Here is a 19534-nt window from a genome sequence, read left to right as displayed (position 1 = left end):
CAAAATGGCGTATTGAAAAAAATAGTCAGAGGGTGAGAACGTTTGAAGAAGAACATCTCCAGTGTTTTTTGGATTGTGATTGTCATCACAGCAGCTGCGGTTTTATGGGGGGCCATTTCTCCTGACAGCCTGCAGCAAGTCACTGATACGGCACAAAAATTTATTACGGATTCTTTCGGCTGGTATTATCTGCTGGTCGTTTCTATATTTGTCGGTTTCTGTCTCTTTCTCATTGTGAGTCCGATCGGCACAATAAAACTCGGAAAACCCGGGGAAAAACCGGAATTCGGCTTATTATCATGGTTTGCCATGCTTTTCAGCGCAGGCATGGGAATCGGTTTGGTATTTTACGGGGCTGCGGAACCGATCAGCCATTACGCCATCAGCTCTCCCTCAGGTGAAACAGAAACGCCCCAAGCATTTCGTGATGCGCTCCGGTACACATTTTTCCACTGGGGGCTGCACGCTTGGGCCATCTATGCGGTCGTCGCTTTATGTATCGCATATTTTCAATTCAGAAAAGACGCGCCCGGTTTGATCAGCAGCACACTGACACCGCTTTTGGGCGATAAAGTAAACGGGCCGATCGGCAAAGCGATTGACTGTATCGCGGTGTTTGCGACCGTTGTCGGTGTGGCGACAAGCTTAGGGCTCGGAGCGACTCAGATCAACGGCGGTCTGCATTATTTATTCGGCATTCCAAAAACATTTTCCATTCAGCTGATCCTGATCGCTGTCGTGACCGTGTTATTTTTGATTTCTGCGTGGAGCGGAATCGGCAAAGGGATTAAATACTTAAGCAATACCAACATGGCGCTCGCGGGTATTTTAATGATCTTTATGCTCATTGCAGGCCCGACGGTGCTGATTATGAACTCATTTACCGATTCTATCGGCCAATACATCCAAAATATCGTGCAGATGAGCTTTCGCTTGTCTCCGAATGATCCCCAAAAACGCGAATGGATTAACAGCTGGACCATTTTCTATTGGGCCTGGTGGATATCCTGGTCGCCGTTTGTCGGCATTTTTATCGCCCGTGTATCAAGGGGCCGGACGATCCGGGAATTTTTAATCGGGGTGTTGGTGACACCTTGTATATTGGCTTTCTTATGGTTTGCGATCTTCGGTGTATCCGCGATGGATCTTCAGCAGAAAGGCGTATTCAATGTCGCGGGAATGTCAACGGATACGATGCTGTTCGGCGCACTCAGCCACTATCCGCTGACAATGGTGACATCCGTATTAACGCTTGTTCTGATCGCTGTATTCTTTATTACATCAGCGGATTCAGCGACATTTGTGCTTGGAATGCAAACGTCTTACGGCTCATTAGACCCTTCAAACCGGGTGAAAATCATCTGGGGCATCATCCAGTCCGCCGTGGCAGCGGTATTATTATATTCCGGCGGTCTGGCCGCACTGCAAAACACGGCCATTCTCGCCGCGGTTCCGTTTTCAGTCGTGATCCTTCTGATGATCGTGTCTCTGTACAAGTCATTAGCGAGCGAGAGAAAAGGAATCAAACAAGCGGAGAAATACCAAAAACCGAGAAGTCCCCGCGTCAAAAAAGCATAATGCACAAAGAAGCCCGGCATTTCGTCCGGGCTTTTTTATTTTCGGTATAAAATGAGAGCGGAAAAACAATAAAGCTGCTCACCTTCAGGATCACAGGCCGCCGCTACCGTATATTTAATATCAACGAGCTGTTCATCAGAAATCCCCTTTAAAAATGTATTGACTTCAGTCTGCAGATCCTTTTCATGCTCCTCATCAAAAACAGCTATCTTCAGCACATCACCCTCTCCTTTCTCTATCAATTTATTCCGGTTCAATTGAAATATGATAGAGAAAAACAGATTTTCTTTTTTACTGATTTTTACTAAAAGCAACCAAAAATAGTTATTGAAAACGCTTACTAACGTATGATAATATCATTTTAACAATAACCAGGTCATTTCTGTTTAGTAAATATTTAGTAAAAAGGAGATGCGAAATGGTCCGTCTCAAAGATATTGCCTTACAGGCATCTGTATCCAGCGCGACAGTATCGAGAATTTTAAATAAGGATGACTCTTTGGCCGTGACTGATGAAACAAGAGAAAAAGTTCTGAGGATCGCCGATGAGCTGGGCTATCAGCCGTCGGCAAAAAAACGGAAGAACCGCAGCCGCAGCGATTCAGCGCCCCTGATCGGCGTTGTCAGCTGCCTGTCACCCGAAGAAGAACGGCAGGATCCTTATTTTTCGGCGATCCGAAAAGGCATTGAGGAAGAATGCTTTCGGCAAAAAGTTTTTATCACATCTTCTATCCATCTCGGTTCTTTTCAAGAGCATATGTTTCACGAACTGGACGGCGTCATCGTCATCGGCAGCCTGCAAGACGAGGCGCTTACGAATATCAGCGCCGCTTTCAGGCACGCGGTATTTGTTAACGGCACACCCGATCCCGCCCGCTACGATTCCGTCAGCGTGGATTTTTATGCCGCAGCGCAGAAGGCGATAGAACATCTTCTGTCGCTCGGTTATCAGCGGCTAGGTTATATCGGCGGCCGGGAGCGGGAGCATACCGTCATAGACGGCGTAAACAGCAATAAAACGATTGAGGATAAGCGTCTGACCGCTTTCTTACAAATGGCCGGCGCCGAGCCGGAGCATGTACTGATCGGCGAATACAGCATGCACGAAGGGTTCCGGCTGATGAATGAAGCCATCAAAGGCGGAAGTCTCCCCGATGCCTTTTTTATCGCAAGTGATTCGATGGCTGTCGGCGCTTTAAAAGCCTTGCAGGAAGCCGGCCTTCAAGTCCCGCGCGATGCGGCGGTTGTCAGCTTCAACGGAATTGATGAGGCAGAATACGCCAGCACGCCGTTATCAACGGTAAAAGTATACACGGAAGAGATGGGCAGGACGGGTGTCAAATTGCTTCTCGACCGTTTAAACGGCAGAACCGTCCCGCTGGCCGTGACGCTCCCCACTTCATTGATTGTCAGACAAAGCTGCGGCTCACAAGAAAGGAGGTGACGTGTCCCGCAGCGTTTATATCATATTTAAAGGAGGAAAAGATGAAACGCTTACTGGCTTTGTTTCTTTCTTTTACTTGCATGATACTTCCCGGCTGCTCGGCAGAACAGAGCGGCGCCGGAGAAAAGCAGAAAACATTGACAGTCTATTCCACAATATCCTCAGACAGCGAACGCGCCGTATTCAGAAAGTTGGCTGATTCATTCCAAAAAGAACATCCGGACATTCAAGTAAACGTTCATTTCCCAGGCAATGACTACGAAAATATGATGAGGGTCAGAATGGCGGCCGGTGACATGCCCGATCTTTTCGACACACACGGCTGGGCCAAAATCCGCTACGGAGAATATACCGCCGACCTCAGCGGGATGTCTTGGACGAAGCGGCTCGATCCGAATTTAAACAGCATGCTCAAAGACGCCAAAGGCAGAATATACGCCTTCCCTCTGAATCAGGCAAAGGACGGACTGGCCTACAACCGCACGTTGTTGGAAAAATACGGAATCAAACCGCCGGAAACAATGGATGATTTTATGAAGGCACTGAGACAGATTAAAGAAAAAAGCGGCGGAACAGTCACCCCCTTCTGGTTTGCCGGCTATGAGAAAAGCTCATTTGCCCAATATTACGATCAATTCGCCGCACCGCTTCTCATCACAGATCCCGCACACCGTTACAAAAAACAGCTGTTAAACGGAACCTTCCGCTGGACACACTTCACCTATTTATCTGACAAACTGAAAGAGATGCAAAAGGAAAACCTGCTCAATATAGATGCCGTGACGGCAAAACGATCCCAGCTCATTGAACTGATGGCGCAAAACAAAATCGCCTTTACGCTGCAGGGCGGCACCCTCGGCCAAGACGTCGCTCAAATCAATCCGAAGGTAAAAGTCGGCATCATACCGACCCCGGCCGTCCACAAGGGAGACGCGCCGGTTTGGATCGGAGGCGAACGTTACACGCTGGCGGCATTCAAGGATTCCCCGCGGCTTGAAGAAGCGAAACAGTTTATCGCATTTATGGCCCGACCCGAGCATGCAAAATCAATTGCCGAAGCGACCTCGCTTCCGGCCGGATTAGTGAATGTACAAACGGACATTTTCTACGCAAATGACTATAAGCGCTATCAGCATATTAAGGTGCAGCCTTATTTTGACCGCCTTTATTTGCCGAACGGAATGTGGGATGTGATGGGAACAGCCGGGCAGGAGCTGATGGCCGATATCTTAACCCCCGCTGAAATTTCAGCGAAACTCGGCAGGGAATATAAGCGGCTCCGGCTTCAATCTGATTCACGGGGAGCTGAAAAAGAATGAGTGATCTTGCAAGAGAAACCCAAGGATTTCAACATCAAAAGCCGGTAAAACCCGCGTCACTGTGGTGGATGTACGTTCCCGCTCTTGCCACGGTTTTTATTTTCATGATTTTTCCGTTTGTCAAAGGCGCTTTTATTACGTTCACAAACTGGAACGGCTTCTCACAAACGTATCAATGGGTGGGAGTCACTCAATATAAAAGGCTTTTTACAGATCCAGACACGTGGCTTGTTGTGAAAAACACTTTGCTTTACGGCATCGGAAGCACTTTTTTTCAGAATATGCTCGGACTTTTATATGCGCTGCTTTTGAATCAAAGCCTAAAAATGAAGGCGCTCACAAGAACGATCATCTACTTGCCCGTCATTATCAGTCCGCTGATAATGGGATACATTTGGTATTTTATTTTCTCATATGACGGGGGTGCGCTGAATGATGTGCTTGGCGCACTGGGAATCGGTCCTGTCAACGCCTTGGCAAGCCCTGCGGCAAACCCGTGGATTATCGTGATGATTAACACGTATCAATACGCAGGCATTGCGATGATTGTATATTTAGCGGGGCTGCAAAGCATTCCGAAAGATTATTACGAAGCCGCAAAAATGGATGGCGCTGGAGGTCTTCAGCCGTTTTTCACCATCACCCTGCCTTTATTGATGCCGGCTGTCACCATCAACATGGTCATCAATATCATCGGCGGGCTGAAGCTGTTTGATGTCATTTTCGCGCTGACCGCAGGCGGGCCGGGCAATTCCTCTCAATCGATGTCGACGTTTATGTATGATTTATATTTTAAACGGCAGGATGCGGGATATGCCGCCGCCCAAGGAGTATTTATGTCCGTCATTATTCTTATCATCAGCTTTTCGGCTCTCGTGTATTTCAAGCGAAAGGAGACGGAAATGTCATGAAAACAGCCCGAATGCGGATTTTTACGCTGTTGGCAGCCGTTATCTCGTGCGTTCATATTGTCCCCTTTTATATTTTGCTGACCACGTCATTAAAAGCAAAAGGAGACTACAGTTCAAAATGGTCGCTGCCATCCGTCTTTTCATTTCAGAATTTTCGTGAAGCATGGGAACGTGCCTCTCTCGGGCAATCCTTTCTGAACACGATCATCATTACAGCCGTTTCCGCCGCTTTGTTAATTTTCATGGGTTCGCTTGCCGCATACCCGCTCGCAAGAAGAAATACAAAGCTGAACAAAATCGTCTTCGGCCTTTTGATTTCAATCATGATCATCCCGCCTTTGACTTCCATGGTTCCTTTATACAAGATGGTCGCTGATGCGGGGCTGATCAATACGCATGCCGCAGCCATTCTCATTAATACGGCTGCATATATGCCGCTGACCGTTTTCTTATATTCAGGGTTTATCCGCTCTTCCATTCCGAAAGAGCTTGAGGAAGCCGCCAGGATGGACGGCGCGGGATTGATCAGGACTTTTTATACAATCGTGTTTCCTTTGTTGAAACCGATTACCGCAACGGTCTGCATTATTTCCTGCGTGTTTATCTGGAACGATTACCAATTTGCGATTTTCTTTTTACAAGATCAACAGGTGCAGACATTGACCGTGGCCATGGCGGGATTCTTCGGCGAAAACGCGAACAATCTTCACTTAGTCGCCGCAGCCGCGATTATGGCGATGCTGCCGATGGTCGTATTGTTTTTGGCGCTTCAAAAATATTTTATCTCAGGGCTGTCCTCCGGGGCGGTCAAAGGCTGAGAAGAAAAGGGAGGAATTTCTGTTGAAGAAAATTACGTTTATCGGAGCGGGAAGCACGATTTTCGCAAAAAATGTACTGGGGGACTGCTTACTGACTGAAGCATTAAACGGGTTTGAATTCGCGCTTTATGATATTGACGCTGTACGGCTGAAAGAATCCCAGCTCATGCTGGAAAACATGAGAGACCGCTACAATACGAGTATATCCATCATCTCCTACGATGACCGAAAACAGGCGCTTAAACACGCCGGCTATGTGATAAACGCCATTCAGGTCGGAGGCTATAAACCCGCGACGGTTATTGACTTTGACATCCCGAAGCGGTACGGTCTCCGCCAGACGATTGCCGATACCGTCGGAATAGGCGGCATTTTCCGTTCCCTTCGCACCATCCCCGTTTTATTTGACATCGCAAAAGACATGGAAGAGGTCTGCCCGGATGCGTGGCTGTTAAACTATACAAATCCGATGGCCTCTCTGACCGGAGCGATGCTCAGACATACAAATGTCAAAACGGTCGGCCTGTGCCACAGCGTCCAGGTATGTACCAAAGATCTGTTTGACTCACTCGGCATGGATCATGAAGGTACGGAAGAACGCATTGCCGGCATCAACCACATGGCTTGGCTTTTGGAGATTAAAAAAGATGGAATTGATTTATATCCGGAAATTAAAAGACGGGCACGCGAAAAACAAAAGACGAAACATAAGGACATGGTGCGGTTTGAGCTGATGGATAAATTCGGCTGCTACGTAACGGAATCATCTGAGCATAATGCCGAATATCACCCGTATTTTATAAAAAGCCGGTATCCGGAGCTGATAGATGAACTCCAAATTCCGCTTGATGAATATCCGAGGAGATGCGCGGAACAAATCAACAATTGGGAAACGATGAGAGACGGCATCATCAACAACCAAAACCTGACGCATGAACGCTCAAAAGAATACGGTTCGAGAATTATAGAAGCGATGGAGACGGGCCGTCCGTTCACATTCGGCGGCAATGTGCTGAATACCGGGCTGATACCGAATCTGCCGGCGAAAGCGGTCGTTGAAGTGCCTTGCACAGCCGTCAAAAACCACATTATGCCGTCCTATTCGGGCGAACTTCCGGAGCAGCTCGCGGCGCTCAACAGAACAAACATTAACACACAGCTTTTAACCATCGAAGCGGCCGTTACATTAAAAAAGGAAGCTGTATATCAGGCGGCCATGCTTGACCCGCATACGAGCGCCGAGCTTTCCATGAATGACATCATATCTTTGTGCGATGACTTATTCGAAGCGCACAAAGACCGGCTTCCGGCTTATCACTGATCATTCGCGATCCGGCCCCGGAAAGGCTGGATCGCTTTATATGTTCAGCACCAGTTTGACCGTCTGTAAGGTGTGTCCCCTAAAGTCTTCTTCAAATTCACATACCCATTGAAACCCTTTCGCTTGATAAAAGGACAAGGCGATGCGGTTCTCTTTTTCTGCATGGACATAAAGCTTTTTTACCCCGCCGGACTGCCTGATGCATTCTTTAAGGAGTGCCGTTCCTATCCCGCTTCCCTGGCAATCCGGGTCAATATAGATGGCGGTCAGCTCCGCATTTCCGTCTTTTTGAACCGGAGTGACATTTGCAAAACCGAGCACTCGCCCCTCTTCTTCTGCCACAAAGAACAGAGAATGCAAGAGCCGGCGTTCCATCATCTCATCCTGATAGGCGGATTCGAGAAACTGATCCTGAATGTGTCTGGGAATAATCCCTTCATACGTATGATGCCAGCTGCGTTCTGCGACTTGCCGGACCTGTTTGATATCGTTTGTTTTCATAGCGCGGATCATCGGTTTCACCTGATTCGCCTCCCGTTTTTTTATAAAAAAAGAAGAAAAAGACGCACGTCCCTTTTCTTCTTCCACTTCAAAGCGTTATTTCTTCGGCTTTGTTTCGCCTTCCCACTCCAGCATGCCGCCTTCAACATTAACCGTACGGAAGCCCTGCTCATGTAAATACATACAAACGTTCATGCTTCTTTTTCCGGAACGGCAGATAAATACATATTCCTTGTCCTTGTCTAACGCATCCATCTTCTCAGGGATGTCTCCCATGCGGATGTGAACGGCCTGCGGAATCATTCCTTCGGCAACTTCTTCGTCTTCTCTGACATCAATCAGATACAGCTCTTCTCCCGCTTTTAATTTTTCTTCCAGTGCGGCTGTGCTGATTTCATTTATTTTCAATGTGTGACACTCCCATTCATCTTTATGGTGTTAAGTATACCAAAGCCTGCGGTGCAATTTCTATGATAGAGGCCTGATAAAAAAGCCCCTCTCTGTAGGAGAGGGGCTTCGTCCGGTCAGTTTGCCACGATATTGACAAGCTTGCCCGGTACGGCAATGATTTTTCGGATCGTTTTTCCTTCAAGCTGCTCTTTTACTTTTTCGTCAGCTTGTGCGAGCTGTTCTAATACTGCTTTATCAGCATCAGCCGGAACCATTAATTTCGCTTTTACTTTTCCGTTCAGCTGGACGACGATTTCCACTTCATCATCCACCAGTTTTGATTCGTCATAAGCAGGCCAAGCCTCGTATGCAATCGAACCTTCGTGGCCGAGTTTTTCCCACAGTTCTTCCGCCAAATGCGGCGCAATAGGAGAAAGCAGCTTCACAAAACCTTCGATATATTCTCTCGGCAGTTCATTCGCTTTGTAGGCTTCATTAATGAAGACCATCAGCTGAGAAATGCCCGTGTTAAAACGAAGGGCTTCGAAGTTTTCTGTCACTTTCATGACCGTTTCATGATAGACGCGCTCAAGAGTTTCGCCCGCGCCTTCTGTCACTTTGCCCGTCAGCTCGCCGTTTTCCTCGATAAACAAACGCCATACGCGGTCAAGGAAGCGGCGCGCTCCGTCAAGACCTGATTCAGACCAGGCGATAGATGCGTCAAGCGGCCCCATAAACATTTCGTACAGGCGGAGCGTATCTGCTCCGTGAGACGCCACAATTTCATCCGGATTGACGACGTTTCCGCGGGATTTACTCATTTTTTCATTGTTTTCCCCGAGAATCATTCCTTGGTTATACAGCTTTTGGAACGGTTCTTTCGTCGGCACGACACCGATATCGTAGAGGAATTTATGCCAGAAACGCGCGTACAGAAGGTGAAGCACGGCATGCTCCGCTCCTCCGATGTAAATATCAACGGGCAGCCATTTATCCAGTTTCTCAGGTGAAGCGAGCTGATCCGGATTTTTCGGGTCGATAAAGCGGAGGAAATACCAGCAGCTTCCCGCCCATTGCGGCATCGTGTTCGTTTCTCTTCTGCCTTTTTTGCCCGTTTCAGGATCAGTGACTTCCACCCACTCTTTAATGTTGGCAAGCGGTGATTCACCTGTTCCGCTCGGTTTGATCTCATCGGTTTTCGGCAGAATCAGCGGCAGCTCTTCCGCAGGAACGGCTGTTGACGTGCCGTCTTCCCAATGAATAACCGGAATCGGCTCGCCCCAATAGCGCTGGCGGCTGAACAGCCAATCACGCAGGCGGTATGTCACTTTTTTCTCACCGTTTTTCGTTTCTTCAAGCCAGGCGATCATTTTTTCAATCGCTTCCGCTTTATTCAGTCCGTTCAGAAAGCCGGAATTGACATGCTCTCCGTCTCCCGTGTACGCTTCTTCTTCCGTGTTTCCGCCTTTTACGACTTCTTTGACAGGCAGGCTGAACACTTTGGCGAATTCAAAATCACGTTCATCATGCGCCGGCACGGCCATTACAGCGCCCGTTCCGTAAGAGGCGAGGACATAATCCGCTATCCAGATCGGCAGCTTTTCTCCGTTTGCAGGGTTTACGGCATATGCGCCCGTGAAGACGCCCGTTTTTGTTTTCGCAAGATCCGTCCGTTCCAGGTCACTTTTCGCCTGAACTTCTTTAACATAAGCGTCTACCGCTTCTTTTTGTTCAGGCGTCGTGATGGCCTCCACAAGCTCATGCTCAGGAGCCAGTACGGCATAAGCCGCGCCGAACAGCGTGTCCGGTCTTGTCGTAAACACCGTAAACGTGTCATCAGTGCCGTCGATCGCGAAATGCACGTTTGCGCCTTCTGAGCGTCCGATCCAGTTGCGCTGCATGTCTTTAATGCTTTCCGGCCAGTCAAGTTCTTCTAAATCTTCAAGAAGCCTGTCCGCATAAGCGGTGATTTTCAGCATCCATTGTCTCATCGGGCGGCGTTCAACCGGATGGCCGCCCCGCTCGCTTTTGCCGTCAATGACTTCTTCGTTCGCAAGCACCGTTCCGAGCGCCGGGCACCAGTTGACCGGCACTTCGTCTACGTAAGCGAGCCCTTTTTCGTACAGCTTAGTGAAGATCCACTGCGTCCATTTGTAATAGTCCGGATCAGTCGTATTGATTTCACGATCCCAATCATATGAAAATCCGAGTGATTGGATCTGGCGGCGGAAATTATCTATATTTTGTTTTGTGAACTCAGCCGGATCATTCCCCGTGTCAAGCGCGTATTGCTCGGCAGGAAGCCCGAACGCGTCCCATCCCATCGGATGAAGCACATTGTATCCTTGCATGCGTCTCATGCGCGAAAGGATATCGGTTGCCGTATAGCCTTCCGGATGTCCGACATGAAGGCCGGCTCCTGAAGGATACGGAAACATGTCAAGCGCGTAAAACTTCGGCTTGTCATTCTCTTCACTGACGGCAAACGTTTTATGATCCAACCAGTAATTCTGCCATTTCTTTTCTATTTTTTCGTGCTGAAAACTCAACGTAAAAACCTCCTTCTGATTGAATACGGCGTATGTAGTCCAAGTATTGACGGGATGAGGAAGATTATATTCAGATTATTCTAAAACTAAAAAAAACTCCCTCATCCCAAAAAGGGACGAGAGATTTTTGTTTCCCGCGGTACCACCCTCGTTAGCGCGCTTTTAAGCCGCACTCACTTGATACTTTTAACGCAGTTATGCGTCAGCGGTTTTGCCGCTGCAACTCTGAGGCGAGTTCGGAAACAGACTTGATTGACTTGCACCGGCCGTCAACTCTCTGATTGCAAAATCTGCTTCTTACTGCTCCTCTTCACTGTTCTTATCGCTACCGTAATCTTACCTGTATTTTATAGAATTCTGTTCATAAGTGCAAGCAGGTTTGTATACAATGGGAATGTACCCGGAACGGGTCGTGAGCGGGGATATTATTTTGATGGAGGATTTTTTTGCTGGTGTGGTTTTGCTTCGGCCGAATCACTGTTTTGTTCTCTGACAAAATCAAAGCTCCTGAGAACAGCTTCTCCGCCGTAGCCTGCGATTATGGATAAGATGACGAGTTGAATTCCTGAATCGGGGTCAGCGGATAAGACAAGTAAGATGGAAGCAGCCATTCCGATAAAACCATCTTCCAAAAAACCGAGATAGATAAACCGCTTTGTCATTCTGGGTTTCTCCAGCCTGCCTCTCTTTTTCACATGACCGAGAACCCCCATGATTCCTCCAATTACACAAGCAATTATTACCTGATGCAGCATCTTCATCACCTTCCTAAAGCCCTTATTTAGTAAAGCGACTTCAGGCCATCCAGCCCCCTTACGAATACGATGATTTTCGATATCTACATACCGGCGATTGAGCAGGAAAGTAAAAAGCTTGTTTCTTCCATTATATGTGAACACATGATCGGTAAGCTTGATGCATTAGATTCATTTTTCACCCAGTGACAATGACCTAGTCACTTACTTAGCGATGATGTGCCTTCCCCTTATATATTCAGTGTATATGAGGACAAGCCCGAATGACAAATTGCAAACTTCGGCTGCTTGAATCAGAACATATGTTATGCTACGGTTACTGTAGATTCATTTAAAAAGGGGAGAAACAATGGCTGAAAAAGCGCGCAGCTTTACGGCCAAAAGGGGGTTTTACATGGCTGACTCAAATGTATTCGGAAAACTGGAGCAGCTGGAGCTTATCAAAAAGGCGCTTGATCACGCACGTATCGGCGTGGTGATTACAGACCCCTCTCTTGAGGACAATCCCATCATATATACAAATCAGGGATTTATGGATATGACAGGCTACTCTTCCGAAGAGATATTAGGTAAGAACTGCAGATTTCTGCAAAGCAAAGAAACCGACCGTCAACAAGTCGCGAAAATAAGAAAGAGCTTAAACCAGAAAGAAAAGATCACGGTGCGGCTGAAAAATGTCAAAAAAGACGGCACCCCATTTTGGAATGAACTCAACATTGATCCTCTGTATGTTGAAGACAAGCTCTATTTTGTCGGTTTTCAAAAAGACATCACAGAGCAGAAAGAATACGAAAAGCTCCTTGAGGATTCCCTCGCAGAAATCACGACGCTGTCAACGCCGATTGTTCCGATCCGAAACGGCATCTCCGCTTTGCCGTTAGTGGGAAACTTAACGGAAGAACGATTTGATTCAATCGTGACAACTTTGACGGACATATTAACCGCATCTAAAGATGATTACTTAATTATAGACTTATCAGGTCTGGCCGAGGTAAACGAACAGACCGCAGACCGGATTTTCAAATTGCACCACCTGCTTAAATTAATCGGCACGGAATTGATTATCACCGGGATCAAGCCTTCCCTCGCCATGAGAATGAATCAGCTTGATGCCAGCTTTTCTTCATTAAAGACATATTTAAACGTTAAGGACGCGGTCAACGTGCTTCCGGTCGTATAAACAAAAAAATCCCGCCGAAACAGCGGGATTTTTTTATGTCGTCATCGCACTTGGACGTTTTGTTTACTAACGGTTTTCAGGCGTTTGTCGTACAGTACCGTCGCTGCGATGCTGACAACAAGAAGCACCATCAGGATCAACAGCAGCACGCTCATTCCGTACTGATCGACCAGCACGCCGCCAAGGAGCGGCCCGATCATTCTGCCGCCCGTCGCCGCACTGTTGACGAATCCTTGGTAAAACCCTTCTTTCCCCTTAGGCGCAAGCTGATTGGCAATGGTAGGAACGGCAGGCCAGACAAGCATTTCTCCGACGGTTAAAATCACCATTGCGGTGAGGTACATCGGAAATTGCTTGGCGCTGAGAAGCACGCCGAACGAGACGATAAAAATACAAAAGCCGATGACCATCTGCGTTTTTAACGCACCGGACCATTTTTTCAGAACCGCTCCTATGAGAGGCTGTCCGGCGACAATTAATATTCCGTTTACGGTCCAGAGCACACTGTATAATGAAAGCGGCATACCGATGCTTTGAGTATGTGACGCAACGGTTGTGGACCACTGCGAATAGGCAATCCACCCGAGAACATACCCGCCGCTCAATATGAGAAGCGCCGTAAATTTCGTTCTGCTGCTGACAGGCTCGTAGTCCAGGACAGAAACCTGGCTCGCATTTCCGGTTTTGATATTTCGAAACCCGAAAAATACGATAAGGAAAAACAGCACATACAGCATAGCATTGGCTAAAAACACGTACGTAAACGAGTACGCCGCAACCATCCCGCCGAGTGCCGAGCCGACGGCGACACCTGCGTTCTGAGCTACATAAATCGCATTAAAAGCTCTCCGCCCGCCTTCTTTCCATACCGCTCCCGCCATGGCGTAACTGGCCGGAAACACGATACCGGAACCGAAGCCGACAATGATGAGCAGCCAAATATAAACAGGCCATTGGTGAAACAGAACGAGTCCGAGAAGACTTGCCAATGTGATCATAATGCCGAGCATAATGGATTTGAATCCGCCGATTTTATCAAACAAAAATCCGCCGCATAAATTCCCCGCCACACTGGCACCGGAATTCAGCATCAGAACAATCCCCGCAACAGTCAGCGATTTCCCTAAATGATTATGAATATAGATCGTATTCAGCGGCCACAAAAAAGATGCGCCCGTCACATTGATAAACATTCCGATGATTAATATCTTCAAAGCGCGCGGCATACCGATCCCCCTCTCTCTATAAAAAATCCCATGAAAAAACGGAAACCGCAAGCCGCGGCTCCGTATCGAACACGTTATCATAGCACATTCATTCTATCGCCGCGGACGTCTTTTTTCAACACCAGAATCTGAAAAAAATAATGCCGGAATGTTGAAAAAATTACAAATGATTGTATTCATAAAAACAGGCCGGCCTCATGCTCTTTTCCTCAGCAGCCAAAACGGGATATACAGAATGAAAAAGCTCAATATCACCGCCGCTTCCATTGATAGAAGATACCACGGCCAAGGTCCGAAAACGTTCAGAAGCGAAGCGGTCTTCGGTTTTTTCATTAAATATAGGTAATTTGCATTCAGCACACGGTCAATAAAAAAGACACACGCCCCGTACAGATTTACGATCAGCACCGATACCCACAGCCCGCGCGCCGACGGCCTGTACCTTTCTGAAGCGGCCATGAATAGACAGGTAAGAAAAACACAGCCGTGGGAGACGAAAAACACGATGTACCGAAAATGCGGGAAAGAATACGCCCCTAAATCAGGTGTTGCCATCGCCTGTACGGCGCTGCCCAAACCGGCAAAATAGAGGAAGGCGAACAGTTTTTCGCTTTTTGTCATGACCATCAGCATCGCCAAATAGACGGAAAGGTCGCTCAGCTGCAGCGGCAGAGCTGTTTTCAGCGACCAGGCATGATGACATAGCAGCCATATATGATAGCTGATCTGCGACACGGCAAGGAGAATGAATAGTACATAGCGGAAAACGCGATTCGGCCGGCTGTGGTTGAGCTTTTTCCGGAACATGATCACGCCCGTCCCCAGCAATCCGATGATCAACAGCGTGAAAATGTGTTCCTTGGAAAAAAGATGAAAGGCCCCTGTTTCAGATTTCAATTGAAAGTACTTCTGCATAAGGCTCCCCCGCGCGAAAAAATGACGTATGTCTATTCTTTTAAAAATCGCTTTCTTCTATTCATACAAAAAAAGCCTCCGCTTATGCGGAGGCTCCTCAACTTGTTTTACAAGGCGGATTGAATGACCTTTTTATAGTATAGCACCGACAGCATGCCGAAGATGGAGTACAGCAGCGTATACAGCGCCATGACGATGATCATCGGCGTCCACACTTCCGTTCCGAATAAAAACCATCCTGACTGAACGGCAAAATAGCTGTGGAACAGCCCGAGAACGAGCGGAATCCCGAAATGATACGCCTGCTTCCGGCGGATGCCTTTCAGCAGATCCCCCGTTGTGAAGCCGAGCTTCCGCAATATTGTGTAATCAGCCTTCTCATCCTCACACTCGCCCATTTGTTTAAAATAAAGGATACAGCCTGAGGTGATCAGAAAGGTTAATCCCAAAAAGCCGACAATAAACATGATCAGCCCCATATTTTTCTTTTGGGTGTCAGCCGTTTCAAATTGTGAAAGCGCGCCGTCAGAATAGTGCTGCGCCTGAAACAGACCATCAGCTTTTTGGATGTCCTCTTCACGTTTGAGTGTAATGCCGAAAAACCGATTTGATTTTCCCTGGATGGACGGGTCGATATCTTTCTCGATCCGATCAAATACCTGCTGCGTGACGATAACGGTCGGCAGCCCTCCGCTTGTAAATGTATATGACAGGAGGAAGTCGTTCTTCAAGCCCTTATACGCCAGCGGTATTTTATCCGTTTTGCCGTTTATATCAATGGAACCTGACGTTTTCAGGTCGAGAAATCTTTTCATCATATCATTATATCCGGTAAACACGGCTTCTCCGTCAGAAAGCTCCGTCCCTTCTGCGTCTTTCTCGCTTATAATCGGCAGCGCCAAGCTGGACGGGTCTTGTTGAAAGCTTTTCATATCGCCGTTTATGATGTTCTTCATATTGACACCGGCTTGAATGGTCTTGATTGTTTTCACTTTGTGTTCAATTCCGTTTTTCTTCAATAAAGCGGTAAATGAGTCAGTCTCCTTTTGGTTATCAAAGGCAAAGTCCGCGGCTGTATTTTGCTCAGCCGATTTTTCCGCGGAATAGTACGAGATATAGCTTAGAGACAGCAAACCGATTGCCAGCGCCGAAAGAGTCGTAATAATCGTCAGCAGGACGGCGTTTGACTTCATCCGGAACATGATGGATGACAAAGACAGCACTTCACTGACATTCAGATATCCGCCTTTTGATTTCCGGATGAGATTTGCCAGAAAGCTGACCGAACCTTTATAAAACAGATAGGTTCCGATAATGACCGAGCCGAGAATAAACACCATTGCCGAAAACAGTTCATTCATGCTCGTAAAACTGCCTCCAAATAAATCCGCGGACACGGCATAGCCGGCGATAATGGCCCCGATACCGACAACGCCGATCGCCATCTGCACCCAAGAGAGCCGCCTTATGCCGCTTTCTGACGATGACGCGGTTTTAAATAAAGACAAAATGCTTTGCCGTTTAATAAATAAGTAATTCATCATCATAATCAGCAGGTAAATTGCCCCGAACACAATTAACGTCTGAACGAGCGCCTTGCTTGAAAAAAACAGTGAGACAGAGGCTTTCACACCGACTGTATGAAACAGCATCATCATACATAATTTCGAGAGAGAAAAGCCGGCAAAAATACCGATCCAAATCGATCCGAAATACAAAATGAAATTTTCTGTGCTGAGTATGCGGAAAATGTGCATTTTCGTCATGCCGATTAATCGGAATAAGCCGATTTCCCGGCCGCGCCGTTTAATAAAAATGGTGTTGGCGTATAAAAGAAATACCGACACGATCGCCACAAGCAGTACAGAGGCGGCCCGGATTGCCGCCGCTCCTTTTATGGAGCTTTTCATTTCATCAAGCGCCGGATCGTATTGCATCGTGACAAACGCGAAATAAAGGGCGGCGCTGAACACCAGCGCAAAAACGTAAAGGTAATAGTTTTTCATATTCTTTTTCAGGTTCTGGAAGATCAAATGATGAATACTCATGCCTGAACTCCGCCCAATACACTTTGCGTTTTCATAATATCCTGAAAAAAGTCCGGTCTGTCCTGGCCGCCTTTATTCAGCTGTGTATACACACGGCCGTCTTTAATGAAAACCACACGTCCGGAATAGCTGGCGGCAACCGGATCATGCGTCACCATCACAATGGTGGCGCGGCGTTTTTGATTCAGACGGCTGAGTTTATTCAGTAAATCCATGGCAGCCTTTGAATCGAGCGCTCCGGTCGGCTCATCAGCAAAAATAATGCCCGGCTCGTGAATAACAGCTCTTGCGGCAGACGTCCGCTGTTTTTGCCCGCCGGAAATTTCACTCGGATACTTATGTCGCAAATCATAGATCCCAAGCTCCTCTGCCGTCTCGGCAAATCGCAGGTCCGCCTCTTTCTTAGACATTTTCGTAATGGATAACGGCAGGAGTATGTTTTCTTTCACGGTCAGGGTGTCCAATAAATTATAATCCTGAAAAATAAAGCCAAGATGCCGTTTTCTGAATTCGGCAAGCTGTTTTTCTTTCATGGATGTAATCTCCGTCTCATTCAGTTTAATGGTGCCCGCGCTCACTTTATCAATGGAGGAAAGCACATTCAAAAGGGTCGTTTTCCCTGATCCCGATGGGCCCATAATGCTGACGAATTCCCCTTTGTGAATCTGAAGATCAATTCCTTTCAGCACCTCTTGTTTATTCAGCTTGTTTCCGTAGCTTTTTTGTATATTGCCTGCTTCTAAAATCATCACGTTATGATTCTCCTTTTACATTGGTTATCTTTATTTTAAAAACAGAAACCGTTTTTTTCGTTTGATTAAGCGAACAAAAGAGAAAAGCATGTGACACTTTTGTCACACGCTGAACATGCTGACGGCATCGTTCTGTTTCGGAAACACCAAGGTAAAAACCGTGCCGCTTTCCGGCTCAGAGCGCACGCTGATCCGGATAAGAAGCGGAGCCGCGGCTTTTCGAGCCAAATACAGGCCCATCCCCGTTGACGCGTGATCACGCCTCATTCGCGTCGAGGTAAATCCCTTTTCAAAAATGCGCGGAAGATCTTTGGGCTCGATGCCGATGCCGCGGTCTTCGATATCCACATGCACCCGGCCGTTTTGTTCATAGCTTTTTACGGTAATGTCATCCGCTTCACTGTATTTGACGGCATTGCTTAACAGCTGCCTGATGATGAAGGAAAGCCATTTTCCGTCACTGTGAACGTCTGGTGAATCAAGCTGAATGTCAAACCCGATCCCTTTTTGTATACACCATGATTGCAGATTTTTAATTTCTTTGAAAACGAGCGGTCTGAGCTGAATTCGCTGGAATGATAAATCATTTTCAATAAAGGACAATCGTTTCTGATGAAGCTGCTGGTCCAGGAGATGGTGAATCCGCAGCCATTCATACAGCAAAGGGGCTTTCAGCTGCTGTTCATCAAGGCGCTCGATCATGAGATGCATCGCTGTCAGCGGTGTTTTGACCTCGTGAATCCATGACATCAGATCGTCCTTTTCATGCTCTGACGCCGCCTGAAGATGAAGTGAGCTTTTTCTTAACTGCTCCGTCTGCCCTTCAATGCTTTCTTCAACGATAGACTCAAACGGACTGTCAGGCGCTTTAAGATAAGACATGTCTAAATTGGCGTCCCATTCTCTTAAGCTTTTATAATAGGCGGTCTCTTTACGATAGCGGAACAAGAGAAATACAAGAAACACAAGAAGCGACAGGTAAACGAAATACAGCACCGAAAAAAACGGAATAGACGGATCAATATATGCCGCAAAAAGGAGCACAGCCTGCTGCAAAAGAAACATCGCGATCCAGCTTTTTCTTTCGAGCAGAAATGATTTAATCATAAAGACCGTCTTCTTCCTTTGCGATGTATCCCTGCCCCACCTTGGTTTCAATCATTTTCCCGATGCCTAATTGATCGAGTTTTTTCCGCAGCCGGTTGACATTCACCGTCAGCGTATTATCACTGACGAAACGCTCATCATTCCATAGGCTTCTGATGAGTTCTTCCCGGCTGACGATTTTATTTTTCTGCTCAGCCAGCAGTTTTAAGATCAGCATTTCGTTTTTGGTCAGCTCGACCGAACCGTTTTTACGGCTGACCGTGTTGGTTTCTGTGTCAATGACCGCCCCGCACCATCTTTTCATCAGCGCCGGTTCTGTGCCGTATTGATGCACACGGCGGAACACCGCCTGTATTTTCGCGATTAACACATCAAAGTGAAAAGGCTTCTGAATAAAATCATCTGCCCCGAGCTGCATCGACATGACCATATCCGCGGGATGATCGCGCGAGGACAAAAAGAGAATCGGCACGTTTGATTGGGAGCGTATCATTCTGCACCAATGAAAGCCGTCAAATTTCGGCAGCTGTACATCAATGATCACCAAATCAGGCTTAATTTCGGAAAACTCCCGGATGACACGGCTGAAATCTTTTATTCCGTGCACCGCAAATGACCAGCCCGTTAATCTCTCTTTCATCTCGTGAAACAAAGTGTTATCATCTTCTATTAACAAAATGTGAAACATGGTATCCGCCCTTTTCTGATAGATAGAGGAAA

General features: G+C 47.2%; 18 protein-coding genes and 1 other annotated feature. Of the genes, 7 read left to right on the top strand and 11 right to left on the bottom strand.

Annotated features, from left to right (window positions below; genetic code table 11):
• Positions 1 to 42 precede the first annotated feature (42 nt).
• On the top strand, positions 43 to 1578 hold the full coding sequence (gene opuD, locus AR442_RS04530; RefSeq protein ID WP_014418673.1) for a glycine betaine transporter OpuD: 1536 nt from the start codon (positions 43 to 45) through the stop codon (positions 1576 to 1578).
• A 35-nt stretch (positions 1579 to 1613) separates the two neighbouring features.
• Here opuD and AR442_RS04525 read toward each other — a convergent pair whose 3' ends face one another.
• The gene (locus AR442_RS04525; RefSeq protein WP_003152309.1) at positions 1614 to 1796 is read right to left on the bottom strand and encodes a sporulation protein Cse60; all 183 of its coding nucleotides are present in this window, start codon (positions 1794 to 1796) and stop codon (positions 1614 to 1616) included.
• A gap of 200 nt (positions 1797 to 1996) precedes the next feature.
• On the opposite strand from AR442_RS04525, the gene AR442_RS04520 reads away from it, so the two are divergent.
• The 5 genes from AR442_RS04520 to melA are packed head-to-tail and all read left to right on the top strand — an operon-like array spanning position 1997 to position 7391.
• Positions 1997 to 3022 carry a LacI family DNA-binding transcriptional regulator gene (locus tag AR442_RS04520; protein ID WP_014418674.1) on the top strand — a complete coding sequence of 342 codons (1026 nt, stop codon included), beginning with the start codon at positions 1997 to 1999 and terminating at the stop codon, positions 3020 to 3022.
• A gap of 41 nt (positions 3023 to 3063) precedes the next feature.
• The gene (locus AR442_RS04515) at positions 3064 to 4341 is read left to right on the top strand and encodes an ABC transporter substrate-binding protein (RefSeq protein ID WP_007408801.1); all 1278 of its coding nucleotides are present in this window, start codon (positions 3064 to 3066) and stop codon (positions 4339 to 4341) included.
• Positions 4338 to 5252: a carbohydrate ABC transporter permease gene (locus AR442_RS04510; protein ID WP_014418675.1), complete on the top strand. Its 915-nt coding sequence runs from the start codon at positions 4338 to 4340 to the stop codon at positions 5250 to 5252. Before AR442_RS04515 ends, AR442_RS04510 begins: the two co-directional genes overlap by 4 nt.
• A complete protein-coding gene (locus tag AR442_RS04505) occupies positions 5249 to 6070 on the top strand; it encodes a carbohydrate ABC transporter permease (protein WP_014418676.1) in 822 nt (273 codons plus the stop codon). The genes AR442_RS04510 and AR442_RS04505 overlap by 4 nt, the downstream gene beginning before the upstream one ends.
• A gap of 22 nt (positions 6071 to 6092) precedes the next feature.
• On the top strand, positions 6093 to 7391 hold the full coding sequence (melA, locus tag AR442_RS04500) for an alpha-galactosidase MelA (protein WP_014418677.1): 1299 nt from the start codon (positions 6093 to 6095) through the stop codon (positions 7389 to 7391).
• A 36-nt stretch (positions 7392 to 7427) separates the two neighbouring features.
• Here the strand turns inward: melA and AR442_RS04495 are convergent, their stop codons facing one another.
• From AR442_RS04495 to AR442_RS04480, 4 genes are all read right to left on the bottom strand, one after another.
• Entirely contained in the window at positions 7428 to 7904 is a 477-nt protein-coding gene (locus AR442_RS04495) for a GNAT family N-acetyltransferase (protein WP_014418678.1), read from the bottom strand.
• An 84-nt stretch (positions 7905 to 7988) separates the two neighbouring features.
• The gene (locus AR442_RS04490) at positions 7989 to 8300 is read right to left on the bottom strand and encodes a rhodanese-like domain-containing protein (protein ID WP_007613212.1); all 312 of its coding nucleotides are present in this window, start codon (positions 8298 to 8300) and stop codon (positions 7989 to 7991) included.
• Between the two features lie 116 nt (positions 8301 to 8416).
• Positions 8417 to 10831, bottom strand: coding sequence for a leucine--tRNA ligase (leuS, locus tag AR442_RS04485; protein ID WP_014418679.1), 2415 nt, complete (start codon positions 10829 to 10831; stop codon positions 8417 to 8419).
• 109 nt (positions 10832 to 10940) lie between these two features.
• Positions 10941 to 11154: a binding site (T-box leader), on the bottom strand.
• 102 nt (positions 11155 to 11256) lie between these two features.
• Entirely contained in the window at positions 11257 to 11592 is a 336-nt protein-coding gene (locus AR442_RS04480) for a DUF4257 domain-containing protein (protein WP_015418038.1), read from the bottom strand.
• A 388-nt stretch (positions 11593 to 11980) separates the two neighbouring features.
• Between AR442_RS04480 and ytvA the strand changes: the two genes are divergently transcribed.
• Positions 11981 to 12766, top strand: coding sequence for a YtvA family blue-light photoreceptor (gene ytvA, locus AR442_RS04475; RefSeq protein WP_022553638.1), 786 nt, complete (start codon positions 11981 to 11983; stop codon positions 12764 to 12766).
• Positions 12767 to 12807: 41 nt separating this feature from the next.
• On the opposite strand, the gene AR442_RS04470 is transcribed toward ytvA, so the two are convergent.
• The 6 genes from AR442_RS04470 to AR442_RS04445 form a co-directional block, all read right to left on the bottom strand.
• Positions 12808 to 13992, bottom strand: a complete 1185-nt coding sequence (locus tag AR442_RS04470) for an MDR family MFS transporter (protein ID WP_014418681.1) — start codon at positions 13990 to 13992, stop codon at positions 12808 to 12810.
• A gap of 195 nt (positions 13993 to 14187) precedes the next feature.
• On the bottom strand, positions 14188 to 14907 hold the full coding sequence (locus AR442_RS04465) for a YwaF family protein (protein ID WP_053284955.1): 720 nt from the start codon (positions 14905 to 14907) through the stop codon (positions 14188 to 14190).
• 107 nt (positions 14908 to 15014) lie between these two features.
• A complete protein-coding gene (locus AR442_RS04460; RefSeq protein ID WP_029974132.1) occupies positions 15015 to 16955 on the bottom strand; it encodes an FtsX-like permease family protein in 1941 nt (646 codons plus the stop codon).
• On the bottom strand, positions 16952 to 17707 hold the full coding sequence (locus tag AR442_RS04455) for an ABC transporter ATP-binding protein (protein ID WP_007408812.1): 756 nt from the start codon (positions 17705 to 17707) through the stop codon (positions 16952 to 16954). Before AR442_RS04455 ends, AR442_RS04460 begins: the two co-directional genes overlap by 4 nt.
• Positions 17708 to 17809: 102 nt before the next feature.
• Positions 17810 to 18814 carry a sensor histidine kinase gene (locus AR442_RS04450; protein ID WP_053284956.1) on the bottom strand — a complete coding sequence of 335 codons (1005 nt, stop codon included), beginning with the start codon at positions 18812 to 18814 and terminating at the stop codon, positions 17810 to 17812.
• Positions 18807 to 19502, bottom strand: a complete 696-nt coding sequence (locus AR442_RS04445) for a response regulator transcription factor (protein ID WP_014418686.1) — start codon at positions 19500 to 19502, stop codon at positions 18807 to 18809. The genes AR442_RS04450 and AR442_RS04445 overlap by 8 nt, the downstream gene beginning before the upstream one ends.
• Between the last annotated feature and the right edge of the window lie 32 nt (positions 19503 to 19534).

The organism is Bacillus velezensis, assembly GCF_001461825.1.
GTDB lineage: Bacteria > Bacillota > Bacilli > Bacillales > Bacillaceae > Bacillus > Bacillus velezensis.
Note: the sequence above shows the minus strand (reverse complement) of the source record. Positions and strands in the feature narration are given on the sequence as shown.